The following is a 23,929-nucleotide window of genomic DNA, read 5'->3' as shown; positions in this document are numbered from 1 at the left end:
AAAAAGCGGTGCGGAGAGAAATACTGAAAGATTTTTCGTGATGTGTTCGTATGGGTGGATAACCATGAAATATTCCTTTCTCGTTTGTTCGTTATTGTGCCTGCCCGTCTGGGGGGATGAGCCTTCGGCTGTTTCCGTTCAAAAGGCCGGTGTGGCAGCCGTTCCTGCCAAGGAGTCTGTATGGAATGGCATGAAGCGGCTCGATTTTACGGTGGCAGGCCGTCCGGCTCTGGTGATCGTGCCTGCGAAGGCGCTTCCGGGCAATCCGTGGATTTGGAGGACGGAGTTTTTCAATGCGTTTCCGATGGCGGATATTGAGCTGGCAAAGCGCGGGTTCCATGTCGGCTATATCAATATGGAGAATATGTACGGCTGTCCGGATGCGATGAAGCTGATGGATGCCTACCATGATTATATGGTGAAGGAGTACAAGCTTGATCCGAAGCCGGTGCTGGAAGGATTGAGCCGCGGAGGGCTGTTTGCATTCAACTGGGCTTCCCTGAATCCCGGCAAGGTGGCTGGGCTGTATGTGGATGCTCCCGTTTGCGATTTCAAGAGCTGGCCCGGCGGCAAGGGGCAGGGGAAAGGGTCGCCCGGCGACTGGGAGAGGCTGTGCAAAGTATACGGACTGACGCCCGAGCAGGCAATGGCCTACAAGAAGAATCCTGTGGATACGCTGGCTCCTCTGGCCAAGGCGAAGGTGCCGATTCTTGCGGTGGTCGGCGATGCTGACGATGTGGTGCCCGTGGCGGAGAATACGGCGGTAGTCGAGAAGAAGTATAAGCAGTTGGGCGGTTCCATCCATGTGATTCACAAGCCGGGTGTCGGCCATCATCCCCATAGCCTGCAGAATCCGGCGGCGATTGTCGATTTCGCGTTCAAGGCTGTGGGCGCTACTCCTCCAAAGAGGGTCGTGTGCATTGGGGACAGTATTACGTTCGGTGCGGGTACGACTCCGGCCGAGCGCTGGTCCACCCGCTTGCAGAATGCTCTGGGCGACAAGTACGATGTGTACAATCTCGGTATCAGCGCCACGACGCTGCAGGAGGCCGGAGACAGTCCGTATTCGAAGAAGGGAAATTACACGATTGCCCGGCAGATTGAAGGCGATATTATTCTTCTCGCTCTCGGTACCAATGATTCCAAGCCTCAGAACTGGAAGAACTCTGCCGCGTTCTCCAAGGATTACGAGAAGATGATCAAGGAGCTGAGGGCGAGCAATCCGCAGGCGAAGATCTATTGCCTGCTTCCAGTGCCCGCATTCCCCGAGAATTACGGTATCCGCGATACGGTGATCAAGGGCGAGGTGATTCCTGCCATCAAGAAGGTGGCCCGCAAAAATAAGTGCGAGGTGATCGATCTCTATACGCCGATGATCGGGCAGGGTGCCAAGGTGCCGGACAAGGTGCATCCGAACGGTGAGGGGCATGCCATTATGGCGGAGCATGTTTACAAGGGTATTACCGGCAAGAGGATGCCGAAGTAATCAACCATTTTTTCTGAAATCCATGAGATGGTTTGATCTCGCCGTGCTGGGATGGTGCTTTTGCGGCGTCATCCTGCCGTGCGTTGAAGGGGCGGAGTCCGCCGATGTGATACGGTTCGACCGCGAGGCCGTGTGGAAGGCGTCGCGCCCGCAGGGAGGCACCGGCGACGGTTCATGGGCTTCGGATACTTTGCCGATCGGGAACGGCCGCATGGGGGCGATGATTTACGGCGGGGCGCAGACGGATCGTCTGGAGCTGAACGAGATCAGCCTCTGGTCGGGCAGTTCCGAGAGCGATGTCGGAGACAAGTCGAAGCACAAGGGGCCGGATTCCCTGACTTTCGGTTCGTACCAGCCTTTCGGTACATTGACGGTGTCTTATCGTGGGCATGAGGAAGTCAAGGATTATTGCCGGGGGCTTTCTTTAGAGGAGGCTGTGGCGTATGTATCCTGCGAGGCGGGCGGTGCGAAGGTGAGGCGGGAGTATTTCGCTTCGTTCCCGGATCAGGTGATGGTGATGGAGGCAAGCGCTTCCGGCAGTTCCGGACGAGGTATTTCGGCGGATTTCGAGGTGGCGTCTCTGCATCCGCAAGACCGGTTTTCCGTGTCTGTCGACCGGGACGGCACGGGCTGGATACGGCAGGCGGGTACACTGAAGAACGGACTCCGCTATGAAGGCGTGTATGCCTTGACCTGCAAGGGCGGTACGATTGCTGCCGAGGGAAACAGGCTGGTTTTGAAGGGTGCGAAGTCTTACCGCCTTCTGATGTCTCTGGGTACGGATTATGCCTTGAACGCCGATTGCGGCTGGCGCGGAGAAGCTCCGTCGCGTCTCGTGGAACGCCGGGTGAAAGATGCTTTGGCAAAATCTGCTGATGAGCTCCGCAAGAGGCATGTGGACAATTACAGGTCTCTGTATGGCCGCGTGGTTTTGGATCTCGGCGTTTCCGATTCCTCGGTGCGGCAGCTTCCTCTTGACAAACGTCTGGCGGTTTACGGAAAGGCCGTGGACGGCAATGTTTCTCCCCGGGATCCCGAGTTGGAGGCCGCGCTGTTCCAGTTCGGCAGGTATTTGCTGATTTCTTCTTCACGGCCGGGCAGTCTGCCCGCCAATTTGCAGGGTTTGTGGAATTACAGTCTGATTCCGCCGTGGGATTCTGATTACCATAATAATATCAATGTCCAGATGTGCTACTGGCCAGCCGAGACAACCAATCTTTCGGAGTGCAGCCAGCCTCTGATGGAATTCATCCGCGAGACGTCCAAGGTGGCAGGTCCGATTACCCGCAAGCATTTCAAGGCTATCGGCGGCGGCCCTGTGCGCGGCTGGACGGCCCGGACGGCCCAGAACGCGTTCGGCGGGCAGGGTTTCAGCTGGAATACGCCCGCTTCCGCATGGTATGCCTTGCATCTGTGGGAGCATTACCTGTTTACGCAGGACAGGGAGTTCCTCGCTCGCGAGGCCTATCCGCTGATGAAGGAAATTTGCCATTTCTGGGAGGATTCCCTGAAGGAGCTGGATGCCGGAGGCGCCAATTTTCAAACGGAGTACAAGGATGTGCCGCGCGAAAAGATGCTGGAGCAGTTGAAGCGTTTGCCGAAAGGCACTCTGGTGGCTCCTCTCGGCTGGTCCCCCGAGCAGCAGCCGGAGCGTCGTGAAGACGGCGTGGCTCACGATCAGCAGATTGTGTGGGAGCTTTTTTCCAATACGGCGCAGGCTGCGGATGTTCTCGGGAAGGACAGGGATTGGGCGAGGGAGCTGCGCCGGAAGCGCGATCTGCTGGCGAAGCCTGTGGTGAATGGAAAGGGCAGGTTGCAGGAGTGGATGATCGACCGGGAAGGCAATCCCGGGCATCGGCATACGTCGCACTTGTTTGCCGTGTATCCGGGGTGCTGGATTTCCGCAGAGAAGACTCCCGAATGGGCGGAAGCCGCAAGGCTGTCGCTGATCGACCGGGGAACGGCAGGAGATGCCCGCCGTTCATGGACATGGGCATGGAGGGCCAATCTCTGGGCGAGGCTGCGGGAGGGAGACCGTGCCTATGCCATGGTGCAGGGGCTTTTGCGGCACAATATCATGAAGAGTATGTTTGCTACGCATCCGCCGATGCAGATCGACGGCAATCTGGGCATTGCTGCCGGTATGGCGGAGATGCTCGTGCAATCCCATGCCGATACGGTGGAGCTTCTTCCGGCGTTGCCTTCGGCATGGAAAGACGGTTCGGTCAAAGGGCTGAAAGCTCGCGGCAATATCACGGTGGATGTGGACTGGAAGGACGGACGGGTGACCGGGTACCGCCTGACATCTCCTTCGGTTCGTTCGGCCAGGGTGCGTGTCAATGGCAGGACGGAGACCGTAGCCGTGCATAAGCCTTGACCATCGCAACGAATGCCGCGGGATATGTGTCCGGCGGCATTTTCTTTCCCGGGAGGCAGCGTTCTTTCGATGAACGGGGGTGTTGTGTACAGGGCATGGCTCAATCATCTTGTTAGTGAAAGTGTTCAACGTTTGATGACCGGCAGGTGTTGAAAACAATAGAAGCAGCGTATGGGAATGTGATTCAACCGTCCTGTTCGCCTTCTGTTATGGAATCTGCCTGCTTATGGAAATTGCATGGAAAATTGTTTTGTTCTCGCTCGGAGTCGTGTTGATTCTGGCCGTGGTGCGTTCAGGAGCCAAGGTGGCGTTCATGAATTATCCGTCGTCGGAATTCATTTCCCGGACGATCTCCCGGACGATTTACGGCCTGTACAGGCTTTTCCTCTCGGACAGGAGAGGTTATGTGACGCTGCAGAAGCGGCTTTACTGGTTCAGCCCCTTGTTCCTGTTCGGCATGATTCTGGCGTATTTCGGCATCATGCTGTTCGGGTTCGCGCTGATTTACTGGAGTGTCGGTGCTGAAGCGTCTCTGGCGAACAGTTGTCTGGCGAGCGGTTCGGCTTTGAGTACCTTGGGATTCTATACGCCGCACATGGTGAGCGGAGAGGTGATTTCCATCATCGAAGGCGGCTTCGGGTTGGGTGTGGTCGTGTTCCTGATTACGTTCATTCCGGGGTACCAGTCCGCCGTGCAGCAGCGGGAAGATCATGCCGCCTGCCTGTATGCCCGAACCAACCAGTCGCCCGATTGCGAGTCGTTCTACCGATGGGTCGTGCGGTTCGATCTGCAGAATTCCATGTCCGCAATCTGGCTCCAGTGGGAAGACTATATCCGCATGATCGGCGATACGCACTGCGATTCGCCCGTGTTGCTGTTCACTCCTTCCACTCGAACGGGGCAATCGTGGGTGGTCGTCGTACAGGCCGTGCTGGATGCCGCCAATTTCGCAGCATCGGCATTGCAGCCTCAACATGTGCACGGGGCGAAGTCATGCCTGCAGGAAGGCATTTATTCGATGACGAGGGTGGCGCAATCCAATCCCATCCGTTATTGCCTGCCGCAGAATGATGGAGTAGCGGATGTGGTGCGCGATGATTTCAATACCGTGTGCAGGCATCTTGCTTCCCTCGGTTTTGAGCTCAAGGATGATCTGGATGCCGCATGGAATACGTTTGATGAGAACAGGAAGCGTTATGAATCGGCTTTGACGGTTCTTGCGCATTTGTCTTTCGTGCCGATGGATCACCGCCTAGTGAAAGCGGCGGCTTCGAATGACGGTCGCTAGGTGCGGGCAAGTTACCGCGCCTCGTTTGCGGATTCTTCAGGAGCAGGCTGAGTGGTATCAGGAGGCCTGTAACCGCTTTTTTCCCATAAGGGAATCCATGTTCTGACAATGTCTCCGACGATGGCTATGCTGTCGCCCGACGGTTCCAGCGGGTAACTGTCCGTGGCGGTGGTTTGGAGTGCCCAGTTCTTTTCCATGGCGGCAAAGTCGGGAGGCGAGGCCTGTTTGCCTTCCAGCAGGGCCCGGCGGTAGGCGATGAACTCCTGCCAGCGGGGCTTGCAGTAATGCGACAGAAGTCCGCTCCATTCCCTCCATCCGTAGTCGGCCAGGCTGGACGGTTGCCCGTCGGGAAACCAGACTGAGACGAGATTCCGGGCCTGCTGTTCGAACCGGTCATGTTCTCCCTGTGGCGCAATGTCGCGTGCGGCCTGAAGCCACGGGCCCAGCATGAAATCCTTTTCGCTGGCGAGCAGGCGATCCTGCATATCCAGCAGAGAGAGGAAGAGGTTCGCCTGTTTGTCGAACGTTTGAAGATCCTTGCGTGCATCGGCCTGCATCATGGTGCGGTAGGCTTGCAGTCCGAAGCCGGCGAGGAATTGCCGGGCTACGTCGACAAGGTCGTGGCGGTAGGCCGGAGTGTGGCCGCATCGCACCCGCTCGCTGTACAGCAGTTCCAGAGCTTTCCGGATATCGTCCACATTGTAGGGCGGCTGCACGGACGCGGCGAACGGAGAGACTTTGCGCACATCCGTGCCGGGGCGTGCGCAGAAGATGGATTCCGTGGGCCTGCGGTGGTTGGGGAATTCTCCATAGGCGGAGCGCAGCAGCAGCAGCCATGCCTGCCGCAGGCCGTCCGATGCGGCGCCGTAGCGCCGGTCGGCATAATGCCCGATCCATGTTTCGAGGCAATCGGAGCGGCGGTTCCATGGCAGATCGGTCACGAGATCCGCGACGACAGGGTTGACTCCCGTACTTTCCCATGTAAGGCCGATGCCGATGGGGGGCGTACCCGAGCGGTTCGCCTTGAGGAAATTGTGCCAGATGGCGGGCAGGCGGCCATGCAGGCCGACATTGCCGCCATATTGGACGATGGTGGACAGGTACCAAGGTTTTCCGGAAAATCCGTTGTTTTTCTCCCAGTTGCGGAAAAACTCCCCGCAGAGTTCGACAACTTCGGCGTGCTCCGGATCCAGCCCTTTCAGCAAGGCGGGGGAAGGATTGCCGCTCCAGCCTTGTAGCATCCAGACGGCATCAGGGTGGCTGCGGCGCATGAGATCCTGGACTTTGGCTGCCATGCGGGGTACGTCGATGCCGCGGGCATTGCCGCCTTCATGGAACAGATCCCCTGCAAAGCGTGAATTGTTGCCGTAGAGTTTGGCCTGCTCTTCGTACCATGCTTCGGCGACGCGGTCGAAAAGAGGATCGTCCGGATGCAGGACGGGCGGGCGGGGTACGCCGCACCAGCTGCCTTGGGGCAGGAGCCGTGCCCCCGGGTTTTTGTTTGCGAAGTCGAGCGGCACCAGGCCGACGAAGCCTTGCAGGATGGCCCGCATGCCGAGTTCGTGCATGCGGGCCAGTATCTTTTTCTGGAGTTCGACTCGCGATTGCACGTATGCTTCCGAGACGGGGCCGCCGATGCCCTGGCAGTTGCCCATCAGCCACCATGCGGTGTAGGCTGGTCCGGTGGGGAAGGTGCGGGCTTGGTCACGCGTGTAGCCGAATCTTTGGAGGACGCGGAGCCATATTTCTTCCGTGCCGATGATGGCTAGGGGAGTATCGACGCCGTAGAGGCAGAGGAGGTCCAGCTCACGTTCCCATCGCGGCCAGTCCCACCATGCCATCGTGTAGTTGAATGTGCAATAGTTGAAAGCCGTGGCATGCTGCTGGCGGCTGTCGAAATACGCGATTTTGTCCGGCCCCGGCAGCTCTTTCGGCAGGTGCAGCTGGTCATGCGCCCATGAAACGTGGGCATGGGCGAAATGTTTGAGGTACAGATTGAGGCCGGAAGCGAGGCTGATGGTATCCGCCCCTGAAATGCGGATTTTACCTTCGGGCGTGCGGATAATGCCGATCCGTCTCGTGGCTTCGTTTTGCAGGGACGGGTCGATGACGAAGGCGAAATCGTCCGCCCTGTTGCCCAGCAGGCGATGCGTCAATTGCCGCATGGCGGTTTCCTTTGCGCCGGGCAGAGGCGCCGTGTCATGCGGTGCGGCCGTGCCGGCTGGCGGTTGGGCAAGGGTTGATCCGCCCATGCAGGCCAGAATGGCACAGGAGAGGGCAGCATGTCGAAGGTTGATTGTCATGACAGGTGGAGATGGCAAAAGGGCTGATATATTATCCAAGCGCCCTTATTTATACCTTCCTGCGATTGCCTGTCTTTCAAAAAATGCAGGATTTCGGCATCATTCGTTGCTGCATCTGACCTTGACGACGATTTTGCGGATGGAGCCTTCGCCGATGCATCCGGCATGCGCATCTTCCGGGAAGAAGATGACGAAGCTGCCCGGCGCCGCTTCGAAGAAAGTCTCCGGAGCATCGTCGTAATGTTGTGCATCCTTGTCGCGGTTGAACGGTTCGGACGGGGTTTGAAGGTCATCCCGGCTTTTCCATGCGAAACGCTCCGTGGCGGACAGTGTCAGGTGAATGTCCAGAAATTCGTCGTGTATTTCCAATCGGGCTTTGCCGATAGGTTTGAGCGTGCTGTCGTTGACGGCTACGATCAGCCTGTCTTCGGCAAGGATATGTTTGCCCGGCTCAAGGGTGGCCGGGTCGAGGGATGCGAGGTAGTCGAAAGCCTGCTTCAATAAAGGGTGCAGGGAGGTGTAGCGCGCGGCGTTGCGGAGGTTGTCGAGAATCATCGGTGAGAAAAGGTATAGGAGACTATATGCTTTTCTCTGCCCTCATGCAAGGGCTTATTCGGGGGCCGGGCCTTGATCATTCGCAATTGCCGAAGCTGTCGTGAGAGTGGAAATTGCACTCCGGATCGGAACAGTTGTGGCTTTGCGTTCGCCCCATTTGGGACGGCAATGGATCATTGTTCAGCCAGTCATTGGTGCAGATTCCGTATGGTATGGCTGTGACGAACATGGCCGGAAGGTCGATGGCGCAAAACGATAGCCCTACAATGGGCAGCCGGAGGATGTTGCCGACGGACCTATGTGTGGAAGGCGCTTTGAGTTCGTAGGAGCTGAGGAGTGTGCCGGGTTGCGGTGCAGTCGGAGATTGGGCGTTGCCGAGAACAGTGAACGGGCTGCTTTCGAATTCTCCGGAAGGTATCCATGGTGCATCCGGTTCAGGGATGGGGAGGTTGCCTTGGCCGGGCAGAGGCAGGGATTTTTTGTTATAGGAGAATATTTCGTGGTATGCCCACTCTTTTGTTTCCATGCAGATGTAGTGGGATGGCTCGGAGACGGATGTCCACATGCGCGGTGCGGGTCTGAGGCGCAGGCGAGGAGCCTTGATGTAATAGCGGCCCGATTGTTCGAAGATTTGTGCGGCAGGCTGGCTTGTGTTGATGTAATATGCTTCGATGTATTTTCCCGGCGCGTCGAGTTTTCCCGACGTGTTGAGCCAGCAGGATGCAAGGGTGAGGCAGAAGCAGGCAGGCCATGCGAAGAAGGCCAACCGGATAACCGTACGGAGCAGGTGATGGATATAGCAGCGGTTCATGGAGAGGGGATGTCCTTATCTGAAATAACGCATGAACATGTTCTTCGTCCGAAAAAAAGGAAGTTTTTCAGATAAAAACATGGCACTCCATGCCATAAGAGACGAGTGCGCATGAATAGCAGGATCGCGTGGGCATCTGGATGGCATCCCGCTCGACAGGAGAAAGACCGCCAGCCGGCATGGTTTTCAGCGCTTCGAATGCCTTTTACCGTGCTTGCGATGCTTTTTTAAATGCTTGTCGATAGCATCGTCGATGAGCGCGTCCAGAAAATCGTCTTCATCTTCATCGTCTTCATCGTCGTTCGACATGAAGGGTGAGACAAGGATGTTGCCCGGAAGGTCGATCGCGCAGCCTGCGATCAGTACTAGCGGCAGGCGTAGGATGTTTCCCGTCGAGCGGTGCGTGTCCATGATTCGGATGGAGTCCGGATTCAGGATGTCTCCTTCCCGGCTGTGCTGGATGCCGTTTTCTTTTCCAATGACGGTGAAAGGATTCTGTTCGAATTGTGCGGCAGGAATCCATGAACCCGATGCATGCAGGATGGGGTGGAAGTCGCCTTCCGAGAAGTTGATGCTGCCGGTATCCATCGTGAATATTTCGTGGTATCCCCATGCGGGAATACCGGTGATGCGGCTATGCATGGGCTGTTCGGGAGGATCGGTTTCCGCTTGCCGGGGCTGCCATGTTTTTGTTGAGGCTGGGAACCGGACGACTGGCGCTTTGACGTAATATTTCCCGTTCTGTCGGAACAGGCAGGTGGTCGGTCGGGTGGCGTCGTAATAATATCCTTCGTATGTTTTACCGATGGAATCAAGCTTTCCTGATGTGTTGACGACGCAGGATGCCGCTATTGCGGCGGTACACAGACAGGCGGATTGAATAAGGATACGTTTCATGGCGGGAGAGGCAGTCGAAAAACAGAAAAGCGGACTTGTTGAAAGTCCGCTTTTCTTGAAAACTGGTAGCAGGGAGGTGATTTGAACACCCGACCAAAGGCTTATGAGTCCTCTGCTCTACCACTGAGCTACCCTGCCGTGAGTGGTTACCTTGAAGGTGCGGGAAGAATACAGGATTCATCGCCGTTTGTCGAGTATTTTTTTCATGTGCCGGATTTTTTTTCGATCTGTTCGAAGCGTGCTGCGGAAAATGGCGGTTTGAGTTTTTTGTCTGATATTTTCTCTTGAATCTGATAGAAGAACCGATTATATTTCGGTGCATGTTACCCAAAATTACCCAATTGGCGATGTGTTTTTTTGCATCGATGTGCGCGTCTGCTTCTCCGTTCGACCAGATAGGCGATATGGCTGTGTATTCGGCGGATAAGGACGGTACGAAGTATTCCTATACATTCCTGGCTGTGGGTAAGGATGATGATGGACATATTTACGGGGAAGGTACGCTGGAGACGGAGGGTACGCGTCTTTCTTTCGATTACTTGCATGCAGGAGGAGAAGAATACGAGATTGCGACGCGTTTGAAGAGTCTGGAAGCGGATGGTTCGCCGAAGGTGGCGAAGCGGAAGGCGACGATCAGGCCTGGCCGGAATCTTGTGATTCAAGGAATGAATGCCTATTTTCCGACGCAGTTTGCATTGAAGAAAGAGTCGAAACCGCGCGATTGGAAGGAGGCCCGGGAACGCAATTATTATTTCAAGCAGGGGGCAGGTGAGTCGAACCGGAAGAAAGAGGTTGAGCTTGCATGGGTTCGCGGCAGTAAGAATCTGTTCGAAGTTGATAAGCTCTATGTTTTCGAGTGTCCCGAGGAACGGTTTGCCGGGTTTGAAAATCCTGTCGATTTGCATCTTAATTTTATGGCTTTGGGTTCGTTGTCCGGAGGGAGGATGTTCGGTGTAGGGTATCTTTCGGTGGAGGAGAATGGACAGAAGGTGCTGTCGAACAATTTTCTGTGGAAGCAGGTGTCGGATGTTTCGGGGGTGGTGCAATTCCATCTGAAGGAGGTGTCGCCTGAAGCCGATTGGCAGGAGTTGATGCTGGCGCGCAGGGATGGAGTGTATCAGTTTTCCGGGTGGGGTTCATTGAAGTCGACGCTGCCGTGGAAGTGTTTTTTGATTGTCGATAAGGAGGAGCTCGGATCTTTTAGCAGTGAAAGAGACGTGGAGGGGGTGCGCCGTTTGATCGAACCCAGGGTGAATAAGGTGGAGGTGCCGAAGAAGGTTGTGCCCCATGAGGATTTTTCCGTGGTGGGCAAGGTGTCGGTGCAGCGCAGGTCGGGTTTTGTGACGGTGGTGGCACGCATTCAGAATAATACGAACCGGGATTACAGGTCGGTCTATGTGTCGTACGCTTTGCTGGATGCTCAGGGAAATCCCATCGGCAAGACGCTGGGTTCCATTTCCGATCTCCGGGCGGGGCAGAGCAAGGTTGTGGAGTCAAGGGCGGAGGATCAAGGAGCCAAGCATGTGGAGCTTGATTCGATCGAAGGATTCGGCAATTGATCGAGTGCTGGAGGGAGGCCTCCGCGCTGACAGAGCCGGGAGTTGCTTTCCGGTGTTTTGTTTTGTAGAATGATTCCTGAAAATCGGTATTGTTTTCATGAATGTTTTGCCTGTGCCGGATGATAGTTGGGTGATTTTAAGGCCGCTGGGGCTGCCTTCCGGTTGTGTCGGCACTTTATTTTTGATGGGGATGCCCGGGTACCATCGTGCGGACGGTTCTCCGAAAGAGGCGTACGGATGTTTACAGAAGCACGGAGTGGATTTTTTGGTGAATCTGGTCGGAATCAGTGAGATGGAAGAGCGTGGTGCGGCCTATGCGGAGGATTGGAAAGCCGGGCGGGTTCCCGTGGACGAGGCTTTGCATTTCCCTTTGAATGATTATGCCGCTCCTGCCGATGCGAGGAGTTTTGCGCGGCTGTCGCACAGGATGGTCGCCCGGTTGAAGCGGGGCGGTTCCGTCGCGGTGCATTGTGCGAACGGTATGGGTCGCACGGGGCTGTTGGCAGTCGCGGTGCTGATGGCGATGGGGGTGGACCGGGATGAGGCCCGTGCCAGTGTGCGGCGCGCCGGTTCCGGTGTAGAGTCTCAGGCGCAGCAGGAGTTCCTGGCCGGGTTGGAGCCGATGCTGCGGGATGGCGGCTGTTCCGCTGAGGTGTTCGCCTGACTGGATGAAGTTCAGCGATTGTTGTCGGTAAGCCAGTGGAATCCCCCCCATTTGCAGGGGGATTTGCCTGAGAGGGCTTGAAGGAAGCGCAAGGCCGTACATGCGGCAATGGTGTACGCTATGAAGAGGGTAAAGGGGATGGCTGCCCACATGGCGAAGAGCGCGGCCTGGGGGAAGTTGAATATCTGAGTGAGGAGGATGGGGACGAGGATGTACCCGATGAGGTTGAGGAACTGGAGGGTGAGCAGGAGGTTGATGGATTCCGTGAGGCGTTTGCGAAGGATTGGCGGTTTGACGAGCTGCCTGAGGATGAAGGGTAGGATGGCGCAGGCGATGGGAATCGGCCATGGGTACTGCACGAACGGCAGGGCGGCGAGTGGCGCCAGTTCGATGCTTCCGGCCATGAGCCTCTGCCGGATGTGCTGGAGGCTGGAGGTTTCGGCTGTTTGCATGGTTTAGAGTTTGTCGAGGACTTGCCGGACGGTGATCCGGTGCATGCAGGGGGTGGGCTGGTCGCAGTGGGTGCGGTAGCAGGGGTGGCACAGGGTATGCCTGTTGATGTAGGCGTGCTGCGTGCCGAGAGGCCGGTAGCGGTCAGGAAGTCGCGTGCCCATGAGGACGATGCAGCGTGCGCCTTTTTGCGCCGCCAGTCCGGGAATGAGGCCGTCGCACGCGATGAGGGTGCATGAGTTGTTGAGGTGGGCGCCGTATTCGTGCGGTTCCGCGAGGGTGAGCGGTATGCCGAGGTGTTCGGCAAGCTGCGTTGCGCGTTCGCTGTCGCGGGGCAGGGCGAGCAGGGAGGGTGTGGAAGAGAGTTGTCCGATGAGTTCCGCCCAAGCGTCGTCCGTCCATTCGGAGGCCGGGCCGAGGGTGGAGAAGGGGGCGATGAAGAGGCTGGGGGCGTTTGCGGCAAGCGGTTCCGAGGGGGAGGGTGCGAAGTATTCGGCTTTGCGCCGCGTGATTTCATGGTGTTCCAGGAATTCCATGTAGTCTTCGACGCGGTGGACGGGTTTGCCGCCGCGCTTGACGGGGACTTTGCCTCGGAAGCGGTGTTTTTCGGAGCAGGGATGGTTTTCGAAGGCGCTGAGGGTGATCGGGCGGATGTGGCGAAGTTCTTTGAGGGTGCGCGGTGAGTTGTCCAGCAGGAAGGCGAGGTCGAAGACGCCTTCGTTGTAGATGTCGTCTGCATCCAGTTGCTGCGCGAGCGGGGTTGCCGGGTTGTCCGTGGTGAATGTGTGGGCTGCTTCGGGCTGGCTTTGCCAGTAGGCTGCCTGTTCACTGGGGCAAATGACGTTGATCTGGGTATCCGGGCGCGAGTCGAGCAGGCCGCGCAGAAGTGGCAGGACGAGGATGGCCTCTTCGAATGCTTCCGGCATGGAGACGAGGATGCGGAAGGGTTGCAGGGGATAGTTTTGCAGGAGTTCGCGTACGTCGTCGATTTGGGGCGGGGCGAAGGCGAGGAGGGTTTTCCAGCGGTCGTGCATCCAGAAGCCGTCGAGGATGCTGTTTTTCTGGCATTCGGCGAGAACTTCGTTGATGCGGAGGGTGATTTCCTGTATGCCTGCGTTTTCAGGTACGTCGATGACGGTGTCCATGACGGCTTCCCAGTGGCCGATGGATGTGTTGCGCGTGTAGATGGCGTAGAGCGTGCCCCGGCAGCGTTTGTAGAGGAGGGCGGGCAGGTAGGTGGTGCCCGTGATTTTGCCGAAGTAGGGAAGGAAGCTGCCTTCCTGGGTGAATTGGTCGCTCAAGACACCGATGAGGCTGCCTTCACGGGCGAATTTGAGGGTGGAGCGGAGTCCCGATTCCTTGCTGAACATCTGGCATCCGTAGGCGGTGCGCGATTTGTAGACGAGCTGTTCGAGCAGGGGGTTGCTCATGCGGCGGTACATGGAGCCGAAGCGTTCCGTCTGCCGGAAGAGGGGCCGGATGCGGGCGAGGATTTCCCAGTTGCCCGCGTGCGGGATGCAGGCGATGCCCGTGCCTCCCGAGACGACGGATTGTTCAAAGATTTCGGGATGGATGAGGCTGACGTAGCGGTTGAGTTCTCTGTCCGTGAGGACGGCCGTTTTGGCCGCACCGATGAAGTTCATGCAGGTGCGGACGATGTTTTCGCGCACGAGTTTGCCGAGTTCCTTGCCGCGCAGGGTGGGATCGATGACGATGCGGAGGTTGCGTGCGACGATGCGGCGACGCCCCGGCATGAAGAACCAGACGGCGTACCCCAAGCCGCGGCCCATGCGGCACAGCAGGGGCATGGGTGTGATTCTCAGGAGGCCCTGAAAGAGCTTGAATCCCCACAGGGCAAGCCTGTGCCGGAAGGAGGCTTTCGGAGCGGATGCCTGTTCAGTTGGTTCGGATGTGGACACGGGTGTTCCTTTGGCTGGATGAGCCAGTGCGCCGGCATGTTAGTTCCACTGCATGACGGCGGGGATGTGGAACGGTTTGCGGGTGTAGGGATCCCATGCCTTGTCGTGAGCCTTCATTCCCGAGAAGTTGATGGGGTTGTTCGGGGGATAGGGCGAGAGGACGATGTCTTTGTAGCTGGTCGGGAAGGCATAGGGGAGGCCGTCCGCATGGTAGGTGAGGGTTCCGCGTTTGACTGCCTGGGGGGCAGGAAGTTCCCTGTCCGAGACGGTGACCCATTCGTTGTTGGCGGGTTTTCCGTTGTTGTCGGGTATGGCGCGGACAGTGGTACCCGGGTATTCATCCTTGATGACCTGGCTGAGGAGCTGCCCGAAGCAGGATGTCAACGCGACAAGGCTTCCGAGAGCCAGAAGAGAGGTGACGACGTGTTTGCGTTTCATGTTGTCTGTGATGGTGTGGTGATTTGTGCCGGAGGCGGATACAGGGTGATTTTTCCTTTGCCGAGTACGGGGGTATAACGGCTGTTTTTGATGAGATCGAAGATGTCTGCGTAGGCTTTCGCCAGGCTTTCCATGGCGGGCTGGAGGAGGATGAGCGTGTAGCCTTCCGGCAGGGGGAGAACTCCGAGGCGGCCGCCGCGCGGGAAGGTGCCGAGGATTTTTTCTCCGCCGTTGTATTCGATGCGGACGTGGTGCGCATCTCCCGCCTTGACGGTGACGTACATGGAGACGGTTTGGTTGTAGGTGTTGCCGATGGTGCGGTTGATGACGATTTCCGCGTAGTCGTCGAAGAGTCGGATGCCGACGCCGTGTGGGTGGGAGAGGGGCGGCCCGCTCTGGGTGGGGGGCTTGAGGCTGGTGCTGAGGTAGCTGTTGATGTCTTCCTCGGTGAAGGTGACGGCTTCTTTGCCGGAGATGGCTTTTTTGAGGAGGGTGGGGATGTCCGGCGTGGGAGTGTTGCCGTTTTGGAGAGTGATGGCTTTGTAGCCCTGGATTTCGGAGAGGTCCTGCGGTACCCAGGTCAGGAAGACGAGGGAGCCGATGAAGGCGAGGATGCCGAGCGCAACCAGAGTGGAGATGAGTTTCCAAAGGCTGAAGCGGTGCAGGATGCGTCTCCAGCTGAAGCGCCCGTACGGTTCTTCGTCGATGTAGTGCGCGTGTTTGTCGTCTTCTTCGGGGGTGTCGAAGAACGAACCCCAGATTTCTACCGGGGGTTGTTTGGAGCCTTTGCGGCGGCGTTTGTTGTTTTCGGATGCCAAGGCGGAGCTGGATGGCGGTTACGGGATGCGGGGGAATTTCGAGAAATCGGGCTTGCGTTTTTCAACGAAGGCGTCACGGCCTTCCTTGGCTTCTTCGCTCATGTAGTAGAGGAGGGTGGCATTGCCGGCGAGGTCGAGGAGGCCCATTTGTCCGTCGCAGTCCGCATTGAGTGCGGATTTGAGGCAGCGGAGGGCAAGCGGGCTGTGCTGGAGGATTTCGCGGCACCATTGGAGGGTTTCCGTTTCGAGCTGTTCCAACGGGACGACGGTGTTGACGAGGCCCATGTCGAGAGCCTGTTGAGCATCGTATACGCGGCAGAGGTACCAGATTTCGCGGGCTTTTTTCTGCCCGATGATGCGGGCCATATAGGAGCAGCCGAGGCCGCCGTCGAAGGAGCCGACTTTGGGGCCGGTCTGGCCGAATTTGGCGTTGTCTGCGGCGATGGTGAGGTCGCAGACGAGGTGCAGGACATGGCCTCCGCCGATGGCGTATCCGGCGACCATGGCGATGACGGGTTTGGGTATCTGGCGGATTTTTTTCTGGACGTCGAGGATGTTCAGGCGCGGTACGCCGTCTCCGCCGATGTAGCCGGCATGCCCGCGGACTTTCTGGTCGCCGCCGGAGCAGAAGGCGAGGGGACCTTCACCCGTGAGGATGATGACTCCGATTTTGGGGTCTTCATGGACGAGGTGGAAGGCGTCGAGCAGTTCATGGACGGTCTGGGGGCGAAAGGCGTTGCGTACTTCCGGGCGGTTGATTGTGATTTTGGCGATGGCTCCGTCGTCGGTCGCTTCGTAGCGGATGTCGGTATATTCTTTCAGCGTGGTCCACATGGCTTCTCTGGCGATTATACCCTCGCGGGCGTGCGAATAAAGCAAAAAATATGTACTAGGCCCAGTAGCTGGCGATTCGGGAGATTGATGCGGGGGAAACAGGAGTGGGCCATGACGTGCCCGGTGCATGGCTGTTTCATGTGCCGCTTCGGTTCGTTTTTCTTGATCTGTTTTTGTTGTTTTATTGTAATTGTTTGTTTTTTAGATGTTATGGCGATGTGTTGATGGTTGTTCGGTCATGTGATGCGGTGTCAAAGAAAAACGGAGTATCAAGCGATACTCCGTTTTTGACGATGCTTCAGTGATGGAGATATGTTTTATGCACGGCGGCGCCTGCGAAGGAGCAGGGAAGCCATGCCGAGAATGCCCATTGCCGCTGTAGCAGGTTCGGGAATAACGCTCTGATTGAAGGAGACCTGCAGCCATGAGTTGGTGCCGTCGGTCCCGATCGCATAGTGTTCCGTCCATGCGGAGGTTTTGTTTCCGGCGTTCCAGCCCAGAATGCCGGAGTCGATCAAGGCCTGGTAATCGCTTTCGCTGGCTCCCGTCCACGAGAGGAGGTCATAGGTGATGCCGGTGGCGATTCCCGCAGCCCCGAAGTCGAGCATGAGGGTGGCGGTGGTGTCGTATGTCAGGCCGTTCAATGTCCAGTTGATTCCGTCCGCTCCGGCATGGGAGACGTCGAGAGCAAGGCTGGAACCGGCTTCGAGCACCAGCGCTCCGGCTGTGGCATTGTGTTCCGCGCTGAGCATTTTGTTGGCGGATGTGCCGCTGCTGATGACGATGCCGTTGGCGAGGTTGTATCCGTTGAAGTCCATAACTCCGTCCGACAGGCGTACTGTGCCGGTTCCGAAGGCGGTGGAACTGCCTGCCACGATTGTTCCGGCCTGCACGGTTGTGCCGCCCGTGTAGTTGTTCGTTCCCGAAAGCAGGGCGCTGCCCGTACCGCTTTTGACGAGCCTGCCTGCCCCTGTGATTGTTGCGTTCAAGGAGAGGTTGCCGTTGTCGTTGCCGACGTATACGGTTTTTCCGGTCGCGGCGGAAATTGTCATTCCGGATAATCCGGTTGTGCCTCCGGCAATTTCAAGCCCCGATGCGGTGCCGATGCTGAGTGTTCCCGAATAGTTGTTGTTCGTTCCGGAGAGGACGAGCCGCGAATTGGCCGTGGCATTGTTGTAGGTGACGTTGCCGGTGCCTTTCAATCCACCTGCCAGGGCCAGTCGCTCACTGTTGGAGGCGATGACCGTTGCAGAGGAAGCCGTGATCGAGCCGGAGACGATGCCGTTGCCAAGGTTGTTGAGCGTCAGATTGCCTCCGTTCAGTACAAAGCCGTTGGCAAGGGTGACGGTGTTGGCCGTTCCCGTGCCCGAATTGCCCGAAACAGTCAGGGTGGCTCCGTTTTGTACCGTGGCGACGCCGCTGCTGCCGTCCGCCTGGTAAGCGCCGAACGGTGTCAGCGTTCTTCCGTTGGTCGTGGCATTGGTGTCGAACGTGATGTCGCGGCGAATGAGCGTCTGGCCCGTGTAGCTGTTGGTCGTCCAACCGTTTCTGAACATGAAGCTGTTGCCGCCTCCGGAGCCGGTGCCTTCATCCTTGATGGACAGGTTGCCGTTGCCCGAGATCGTGCTGTAGATGATCGTGCTGTTGCCTTGGGTGAATCCTCCGATGTTGGCATATCCTGTACCTGTGTCCAGAATGAAGTCGTTGGAGATGGTATTCGCCCCGGCAGCCGGGTTGATGGCCCATACCTGTACGTTCGACTTGAGGGTGATCAATCCGGCACTCTTCGAGGTGAAGCTTCCGTTGTTGCCCTGGAATGCCAGTTTCGTGTTGGCCGCCATGATGATGTCGCCGCTGTTCAACGCCGATTTGCCGCTGCCTGCGCCTGCCAGCGTCAGTTGGCCTTCCGTGATGTTCAGCGTGCCGGTGAATGCGCTGCTGGCATTGCTGAGGTACAGCGTGCCGCCGCCGACTTTGGTCAGCGTGTCGGTACCGACGATCGCGCCGTTGATCGTTCCTGTTCCTGCGTGGACGCGCAGCGTGCTGTCTCCGGCAAGCGTCAGGGTGCTATTGACCGTTGCGCCATCGATACGGAGCGCGCCCGAGGCGGCCACATCGGAGCTGTTCCAGCCTGAGCCCGATATGGAGATGTTCTGGGTCCATGTGCCGCCGCCCATGTACAGCTGTCCGCCTTGCGTGATTGTGATCGACGAGGCTGCCATTGCTGAGGTGCTGGCTAAGCGTCCGCTGCGGACAATTACATCTCCCGTGTATGCCGCCACATTGGATGATGCAGATGCCGTACCGGCGGAGCTGCTGTCGTTCCCGGTTGTCCAATCGATGACCAGCGCGCCTTGGCCCGCACTTCCCGCAATGGTGCCGAGCCCGGCCTGCGCACCGGTGGATTTCAGCACGACTTCGCCGCTGTTGATGGTAGTGCCTGCGAGTGTTTGCGTATTGCCGATGTTGGCCGTGCCTCCGTTGACGGTAAGTGTGCCGGTTCCGAGCGAGTTGGCTGCCGATGCATTCAGGATGCCTCCATTATTGACCACTGTGCCTCCTGTGTAGCTGTTGGCCATGTTGAGGGTGGCCGTGGCATTGCTGACGGAGAGTGTGGCACCGCCTGCAATATTGCCTGTTCCGTCGGATGCAAAGGTGTAGTTTCCACCCGTGATGGCGATGTCTCCAGGGTTGAGGGTGCCGGAGACGGTGACGGACTGTGTAGCCGCCGTGCCGTCGAAGGTGACGATGTCGCTATCGTAGAAGGCATCGGCATTACCGCCGTTGTGCCAGTTGGTGTTGGAAGTATCGTGGTTCCACGTGGCATTGCCGGACGTTCCGTTCCATGTGAGATTGGCGATTGCGCCTTCAATGTTGAGCGTCAGGGAAGATCCTGTATTGACCAATTGGTATGTCTGTCGTCCCAATCCGGTGACGGTGTACGTGCTGACGTCGCCATTCAGGATGCCGTTTGTCGAGATAAGCGTGTATAATCCGTTGTTTGCTCCCGAAGACAGATTGATAACCTGATTGGCGGCCAGCGTGACGGAGGTGATCGACGATCCGAACGTCAGTGTGCTGTTCGTCAGGTCGGAGGAGGTGTATGTCAGGTTGGCGGATGTCAAGGTGACTGAAGTTGCGCCCAGAATATCGCCGCCGTTTTCTCCGACAATAAGATTGTTGGACAGGGAAATACTCCCCGTTCCGAGATTCAGGGATCCTCCGTCCAGTGTAATGTTGCCCGTGCCAAGTACCGTCTGAGCTTTTGCTGCGCCGCTGGGTGCGAGGTCGAGCGTGGAATTGCCCCGGATGTTCCACGCGATGTTGCTCGTGTTGACGGTGGAGGTGGAATCGATGGAGAAGGTGCCTCCTCCCCGTATGTTGATGGTTCGCGTCGTCGTATCTCCGTAGATCCGGTTGGACGCATAGAGTTTGACCGTTTTTCCGGCCGCGATGTCCATATTGGCATCGGCATAAAATACTGCACTGCTGCCGCCGTAATTATAGCGGGCTGCAGAGCTGCCGATATTGAAATCGGACTTGGCAATGATGTTGCATTGCCCGGCTACTCCTCCGATGGTAGCCGCATCTGCCGCGCTGGATGCCCGGAAGAAGATCGAACGGTTGTTGTTTGCATTCGGCATCAAGGAGAAGCCTGCGGCGCCCGTGTCCACAAGAATGCTGCCCAGTGACATGGTGTTGAATTGGATGGTTGCCGCTTTGTTGGTAGCCGATGCATAAGTTCCCGAAAATTTCAGTATATTGTTGCTTGATCCCGACCATGTGCCCGCCCAGTCTGTGACGGTCGGACTCCAGTTGGAAGACGTATGCAGCCATTGATCCGTTGCTCCTGTCCAAGTGTAGATGCCCGCCTGGGCTGCCCCGGATAGGAGAGACATTGACAATAGAGATGATATCAATGCTTTGCGTAACGAATACGGCAGATGTACTTTCATGGTTTTATTTCTTTCGAATTGCACGGGTGTTCAAACAACCCTTTTGAACATTAGCAAAAGTGTATCCGTTGTCAATATCGAGGGGTGATAACAAACCGATGTGAAATAATGTTTGATGTAATGCAATATCTAAAAAGATTCTTAAATATTGAATTATGATTGCAATGATATTTGCGATATATAGGAGGAAAAAATTCAAGAAAGGAGAAGTATGACAAAAAAAGATTTCGAGATGTGGAAGAAGGTGGATGCGATTGATGGAAAAAGTTTGAAATTTAATTTCTAACAGGCATTTGATGCGCCATGTCATGGGCCTTTCATCGTTCCGGAAACGGTGTTGCCGATGCGGTGATGGAACGGCTGTTCCGAGGTGTGCCGTTGTGAGTGGACATGCTGCCTTGAATCCGGTATCGGCGCGTCTCCCGTTTTCCGTTGACGGGGCAGGAAGCTCGGGTGGGAATCTGCTTGTTTTTGCCGGGAGGCCGCGGTATGCTCTGCGCATGGATAGACGTGAGATTCTGGCCGGATGCAGGTTGTACGGTATTGTGGATATGGGATATGTATCTCCCGATCACGCAGAGGAGGCTGCAGCGGCCTTGATTCGCGGCGGTGTGCGAATTTTGCAGTTGCGGGCGAAGGGCATGCCGGAGGAAGACGTGAGGATGCTGGCGTATCGCTTGCAGCCTTTGTGCTGCGAGGCCGGGTGCCTTTTCATCGTGAACGATTACCCGGAAATAGCCATGGAATGCGGAGCGGACGGCGTGCATGTGGGGCAGGACGACGGTGCGCTGAAGGAGGTGAGGAAGATGATCGGTGAAGGGATGCTTGTCGGGCGGTCGACGCATAGCCCCGAACAGGCTTTGGCTGCCCATGCCGAAGGCGCGGATTATATCGGGTTCGGTCCGTTGTTTCCGACGGGCACGAAGCCCGGTCGCCCGGCCATCGGTCTGGACGATGTGTGCCGAGTGGGTGAGGCTCTTGGGGATTATCCGGTGTTTTGTATCGGCGGCATTAACGGAGGTTCGTTGGACAGGGTGCTGGAGCATGGTGCGCGCCGCGTCGTGATCGTGTCGTGGCTCCTTCTTCATGAAGATCCGGCGGGTGCGGCCCGCGATGTCATCCAGAAGCTGGAGGGCAGGTAAATCCGCGCCTGCGGAGCGTTCCGTTTTTTCATTCGTGTTCGATTACGGGCTTGCCATGGTGCATGTCATATTCTATATTGCGCTAATGGAAATGACGCTTGAGAATTTGAAGAATGCCGTAGCGGGGGAAAGTACGGCATCGGCTGCTTACGCCGCTTATGCAACGAAGGCTTCCTATGAAGGGTATCCGGCCATTCAACGCCTGTTCGAAGCCGCGTCGAAAGCCGAACGCGTCCATGCGGTGAATCATATGAAGGTGCTGGAGCTGCTGGGCGGAAAGGTCGAGGATCTGGATATCAATATTCATGTGGGGACAACGTCGGATAATTTGCGGGCGGCCATCGCCGGTGAGACGTACGAGTTCGAGAGCATGTACCCTTCGTTCATAGCCGATGCTCAGGCGGAGGATGTTCCTCTGGCCATTCGTTCGTTTACTTGGTCTCTGGAGTCGGAGAAAGGGCATGCCGATTTGTACCGGGCCGCCTTGCACCAGCTGGAGCAGGGGACTCCCCATGCGCTGCCGAATATGTACCATGTGTGCCTGAATTGCGGGGATACGTTCAGCTCTCTTGCCGGGCTGGTGATGTGCCCTCTTTGCGGCAAGTTGCCCCAGCGGTACAAATGATCCGGCGATGTGCGTGCGGGTTTGGCTACGGCCGCCCGGCGCGTTTTGTTGCTGTCGGATACGATGTATTTTGAACGGAATGGGATGCCGGGATGTCAGCATATATCACTATGTATGCATTTTCTCTTCGAATGTTGGCATGTGCATCGGCGATTTTTCTTCTGCCTATAGCCGGGCAAGCCAGTGATGCTCCAGTTTCTGCAAGTGTGGAGGAGCCAAATGCCGGTACTTCGTGGGCCGGTGAATACAAGGGGGTGATTCCTTCCGCCGATGGGCCCGGCGTGCAGATGATTCTCACTCTCGGTGCCGACGGTTCGTTCAAGAAGGTGGCGACTCTGATCGAGAAGGAGGCGCTGCCCTATGTGACGGACGGGAAGATCGAATGGATCGAAAAAGGAAAACGGTTCAGGATTCACGATCCCTACCGGGAAGAGATGTACGAACTGGATGGCGGCTCCCTCTATGTGCTGGATGCCGAAGGCAAGCGCGTGAAAGGGAAGATCGGTGCATATTACGTTTTGCACAAGGTGGCGGAAGGGAGCGGAAGAAAGTGATTGTACACGCGCTGTATGGCTTATCCATACCGGGCGAAACGAAGCCGGCAAGATTTGCCGGGAGCGGTTTCACGATGGAAGGATAAATGTTTTATGAAATGTATTTTGTTTTTGTTGTCCATGGGAGCGGCTCTTCCTGCCGTTCATGCCGATGAGGCCGGGAGACCCGTCTCGCAATCGGTTGCTGCCGTTCCGGCCATGTCCGCATGGTGCGGAGTGTATGAAGGGACGCTGCCTGCGGCGGATTGCGAAGGTATTCTTGTGCAGCTGACGCTGAATGCCGATATGACCTGCAAGAAGGTGACGATCTATTTGGGGGTGCAGGATGAAGCGGTCGCGGACGAAGAATTGACCGATCTGAACGATGTTTTCCGCAGTGTGGAAGGAAGCCTGCCCGAGGTTCAGGAAGGGACGCTGGACTGGAGCGATGATGGGAAAACGCTGGTTGTTCATACGGAAGAAGGCCAGGAGCTCTATGAGCTGGATAAGGACGGCCTGCATATGCTGAATGCCGACGGCAAGAGGGTGACGGGGCCTCTGGCACCCTATTACGTGCTGAAAAAGGCGGAGAGCGAGTCCGGCACGGCCCGCAAGGGGGTATAGTATTCGTCCATTCTACCGGAATGCGCCGTATGTCGCAAGGTAAGCATATCGTGATCGTTCACGGCTATGGATCGGCTCCCGGGAGGAACTGGTTTCCGTGGCTGAAGGCTGAGCTGGAGAGACGCGGCTTTTCGGCCGATGTGCTGCAGCTGCCTGATGCCGCCGCTCCTTGCCTGGATGCATGGCTGGATTGCATCGCTTCCCATGTCCGGGATTCCGGTTGCAAGACGTTTTTTGTGGCGCACAGTCTCGGATGCATTTCCTTGCTGGGCGCATTGCATCGGCTGGAGGTAGGGAGTCGTTTCGGCGGAATGGTGCTCGTTTCAGGGTTTTCACGCCCCGTGGAAGGGTTGCGCGAGCTGGATGCCTTTGCGAATCAGGAGATTGATTTCGCTCGTTTGGCGGCGATGTCCGGCAGAACCGTGGTGATTGCCGCCGGGGACGATCCTGTGGTTCCGGCTGCTGCGACAGAGGAGCTGGCGGCCAAGCTGCACGCTGAGTTCATTCTCTGCGAGCATGGCGGCCATTTCATGGATAGCGACGGTTTCAAGGAATGGCCGTTCCTTCTCGCCCGGATCGAGGAGGTTCTGTCTTCCTCGCGCTGCCGGAGCGGGACATGATGCGCCGCTCCGGCGTGATTTTCAGCCTGT

20 protein-coding genes and 1 tRNA gene are annotated in these 23,929 nt (G+C 57.2%); 10 read left to right on the top strand and 11 right to left on the bottom strand.

What is annotated here, in order from left to right:
• Positions 1-64 precede the first annotated feature (64 nt).
• The 3 genes from PYTT_RS01100 to PYTT_RS01090 all read left to right on the top strand — a co-directional run bounded on the left by PYTT_RS01100 (position 65) and on the right by PYTT_RS01090 (position 5,151).
• On the top strand, positions 65-1,486 hold the full coding sequence (locus PYTT_RS01100; RefSeq protein ID WP_172801735.1) for a GDSL-type esterase/lipase family protein: 1,422 nt from the start codon (positions 65-67) through the stop codon (positions 1,484-1,486).
• A 22-nt stretch (positions 1,487-1,508) separates the two neighbouring features.
• Positions 1,509-3,863: a glycoside hydrolase family 95 protein gene (locus tag PYTT_RS01095; protein WP_172801734.1), complete on the top strand. Its 2,355-nt coding sequence runs from the start codon at positions 1,509-1,511 to the stop codon at positions 3,861-3,863.
• A 226-nt stretch (positions 3,864-4,089) separates the two neighbouring features.
• Positions 4,090-5,151, top strand: coding sequence for a hypothetical protein (locus tag PYTT_RS01090; protein WP_067772468.1), 1,062 nt, complete (start codon positions 4,090-4,092; stop codon positions 5,149-5,151).
• Between the two features lie 11 nt (positions 5,152-5,162).
• On the opposite strand, the gene PYTT_RS01085 is transcribed toward PYTT_RS01090, so the two are convergent.
• The 5 genes from PYTT_RS01085 to PYTT_RS01065 all read right to left on the bottom strand — a co-directional run bounded on the left by PYTT_RS01085 (position 5,163) and on the right by PYTT_RS01065 (position 9,855).
• The gene (locus tag PYTT_RS01085) at positions 5,163-7,454 is read right to left on the bottom strand and encodes an alpha-N-acetylglucosaminidase (RefSeq protein ID WP_067772465.1); all 2,292 of its coding nucleotides are present in this window, start codon (positions 7,452-7,454) and stop codon (positions 5,163-5,165) included.
• Between the two features lie 99 nt (positions 7,455-7,553).
• Positions 7,554-8,009 (bottom strand): NanQ anomerase/TabA/YiaL family protein, encoded by a 456-nt coding sequence (locus tag PYTT_RS01080; RefSeq protein ID WP_067772463.1) that lies wholly within the window; start codon positions 8,007-8,009, stop codon positions 7,554-7,556.
• 76 nt (positions 8,010-8,085) lie between these two features.
• Positions 8,086-8,820 (bottom strand): hypothetical protein, encoded by a 735-nt coding sequence (locus tag PYTT_RS01075; protein WP_067772460.1) that lies wholly within the window; start codon positions 8,818-8,820, stop codon positions 8,086-8,088.
• A gap of 186 nt (positions 8,821-9,006) precedes the next feature.
• Complete coding sequence (locus PYTT_RS01070) at positions 9,007-9,717, bottom strand: hypothetical protein (protein WP_067772458.1); 711 nt, start codon at positions 9,715-9,717, stop codon at positions 9,007-9,009.
• A gap of 63 nt (positions 9,718-9,780) precedes the next feature.
• Positions 9,781-9,855: transfer RNA gene (locus tag PYTT_RS01065), tRNA-Met, on the bottom strand.
• Between the two features lie 182 nt (positions 9,856-10,037).
• On the opposite strand from PYTT_RS01065, the gene PYTT_RS01060 reads away from it, so the two are divergent.
• Positions 10,038-11,276 (top strand): FxLYD domain-containing protein, encoded by a 1,239-nt coding sequence (locus PYTT_RS01060; protein WP_067772456.1) that lies wholly within the window; start codon positions 10,038-10,040, stop codon positions 11,274-11,276.
• 97 nt (positions 11,277-11,373) lie between these two features.
• A complete protein-coding gene (locus PYTT_RS01055) occupies positions 11,374-11,940 on the top strand; it encodes a protein-tyrosine phosphatase family protein (RefSeq protein ID WP_071133185.1) in 567 nt (188 codons plus the stop codon).
• A gap of 11 nt (positions 11,941-11,951) precedes the next feature.
• Here the strand turns inward: PYTT_RS01055 and PYTT_RS01050 are convergent, their stop codons facing one another.
• The 6 genes from PYTT_RS01050 to PYTT_RS01025 form a co-directional block, all read right to left on the bottom strand.
• A complete protein-coding gene (locus PYTT_RS01050; protein ID WP_067772450.1) occupies positions 11,952-12,392 on the bottom strand; it encodes a hypothetical protein in 441 nt (146 codons plus the stop codon).
• A 3-nt stretch (positions 12,393-12,395) separates the two neighbouring features.
• Positions 12,396-14,309, bottom strand: coding sequence for an LpxL/LpxP family acyltransferase (locus tag PYTT_RS01045; RefSeq protein WP_067772447.1), 1,914 nt, complete (start codon positions 14,307-14,309; stop codon positions 12,396-12,398).
• 39 nt (positions 14,310-14,348) lie between these two features.
• Positions 14,349-14,747: a hypothetical protein gene (locus PYTT_RS01040; RefSeq protein WP_067772445.1), complete on the bottom strand. Its 399-nt coding sequence runs from the start codon at positions 14,745-14,747 to the stop codon at positions 14,349-14,351.
• Positions 14,744-15,565, bottom strand: coding sequence for a hypothetical protein (locus PYTT_RS01035; RefSeq protein ID WP_067772443.1), 822 nt, complete (start codon positions 15,563-15,565; stop codon positions 14,744-14,746). The genes PYTT_RS01040 and PYTT_RS01035 overlap by 4 nt, the downstream gene beginning before the upstream one ends.
• A gap of 18 nt (positions 15,566-15,583) precedes the next feature.
• Complete coding sequence (gene menB, locus PYTT_RS01030; RefSeq protein WP_067772440.1) at positions 15,584-16,399, bottom strand: 1,4-dihydroxy-2-naphthoyl-CoA synthase; 816 nt, start codon at positions 16,397-16,399, stop codon at positions 15,584-15,586.
• Between the two features lie 317 nt (positions 16,400-16,716).
• Complete coding sequence (locus tag PYTT_RS01025) at positions 16,717-20,298, bottom strand: beta strand repeat-containing protein (RefSeq protein ID WP_067772435.1); 3,582 nt, start codon at positions 20,296-20,298, stop codon at positions 16,717-16,719.
• Between the two features lie 557 nt (positions 20,299-20,855).
• On the opposite strand from PYTT_RS01025, the gene thiE reads away from it, so the two are divergent.
• From thiE to PYTT_RS00995, 5 genes are all read left to right on the top strand, one after another.
• Positions 20,856-21,497 (top strand): thiamine phosphate synthase, encoded by a 642-nt coding sequence (thiE, locus tag PYTT_RS01015; RefSeq protein WP_083076383.1) that lies wholly within the window; start codon positions 20,856-20,858, stop codon positions 21,495-21,497.
• An 85-nt stretch (positions 21,498-21,582) separates the two neighbouring features.
• Positions 21,583-22,122, top strand: a complete 540-nt coding sequence (locus PYTT_RS01010) for a rubrerythrin family protein (protein ID WP_067772433.1) — start codon at positions 21,583-21,585, stop codon at positions 22,120-22,122.
• 206 nt (positions 22,123-22,328) lie between these two features.
• On the top strand, positions 22,329-22,676 hold the full coding sequence (locus PYTT_RS01005; RefSeq protein WP_071133182.1) for a copper resistance protein NlpE N-terminal domain-containing protein: 348 nt from the start codon (positions 22,329-22,331) through the stop codon (positions 22,674-22,676).
• A 93-nt stretch (positions 22,677-22,769) separates the two neighbouring features.
• Positions 22,770-23,279, top strand: a complete 510-nt coding sequence (locus PYTT_RS01000; protein WP_067772427.1) for a copper resistance protein NlpE — start codon at positions 22,770-22,772, stop codon at positions 23,277-23,279.
• A 29-nt stretch (positions 23,280-23,308) separates the two neighbouring features.
• Positions 23,309-23,899 (top strand): RBBP9/YdeN family alpha/beta hydrolase, encoded by a 591-nt coding sequence (locus PYTT_RS00995; RefSeq protein WP_067772425.1) that lies wholly within the window; start codon positions 23,309-23,311, stop codon positions 23,897-23,899.
• The last annotated feature ends 30 nt before the right edge of the window (positions 23,900-23,929 follow it).

Source organism: Neoakkermansia glycaniphila (assembly GCF_900097105.1).
Lineage (GTDB): Bacteria > Verrucomicrobiota > Verrucomicrobiia > Verrucomicrobiales > Akkermansiaceae > Akkermansia > Akkermansia glycaniphila.
This window is presented reverse-complemented; position numbering and strand designations above follow the sequence as displayed.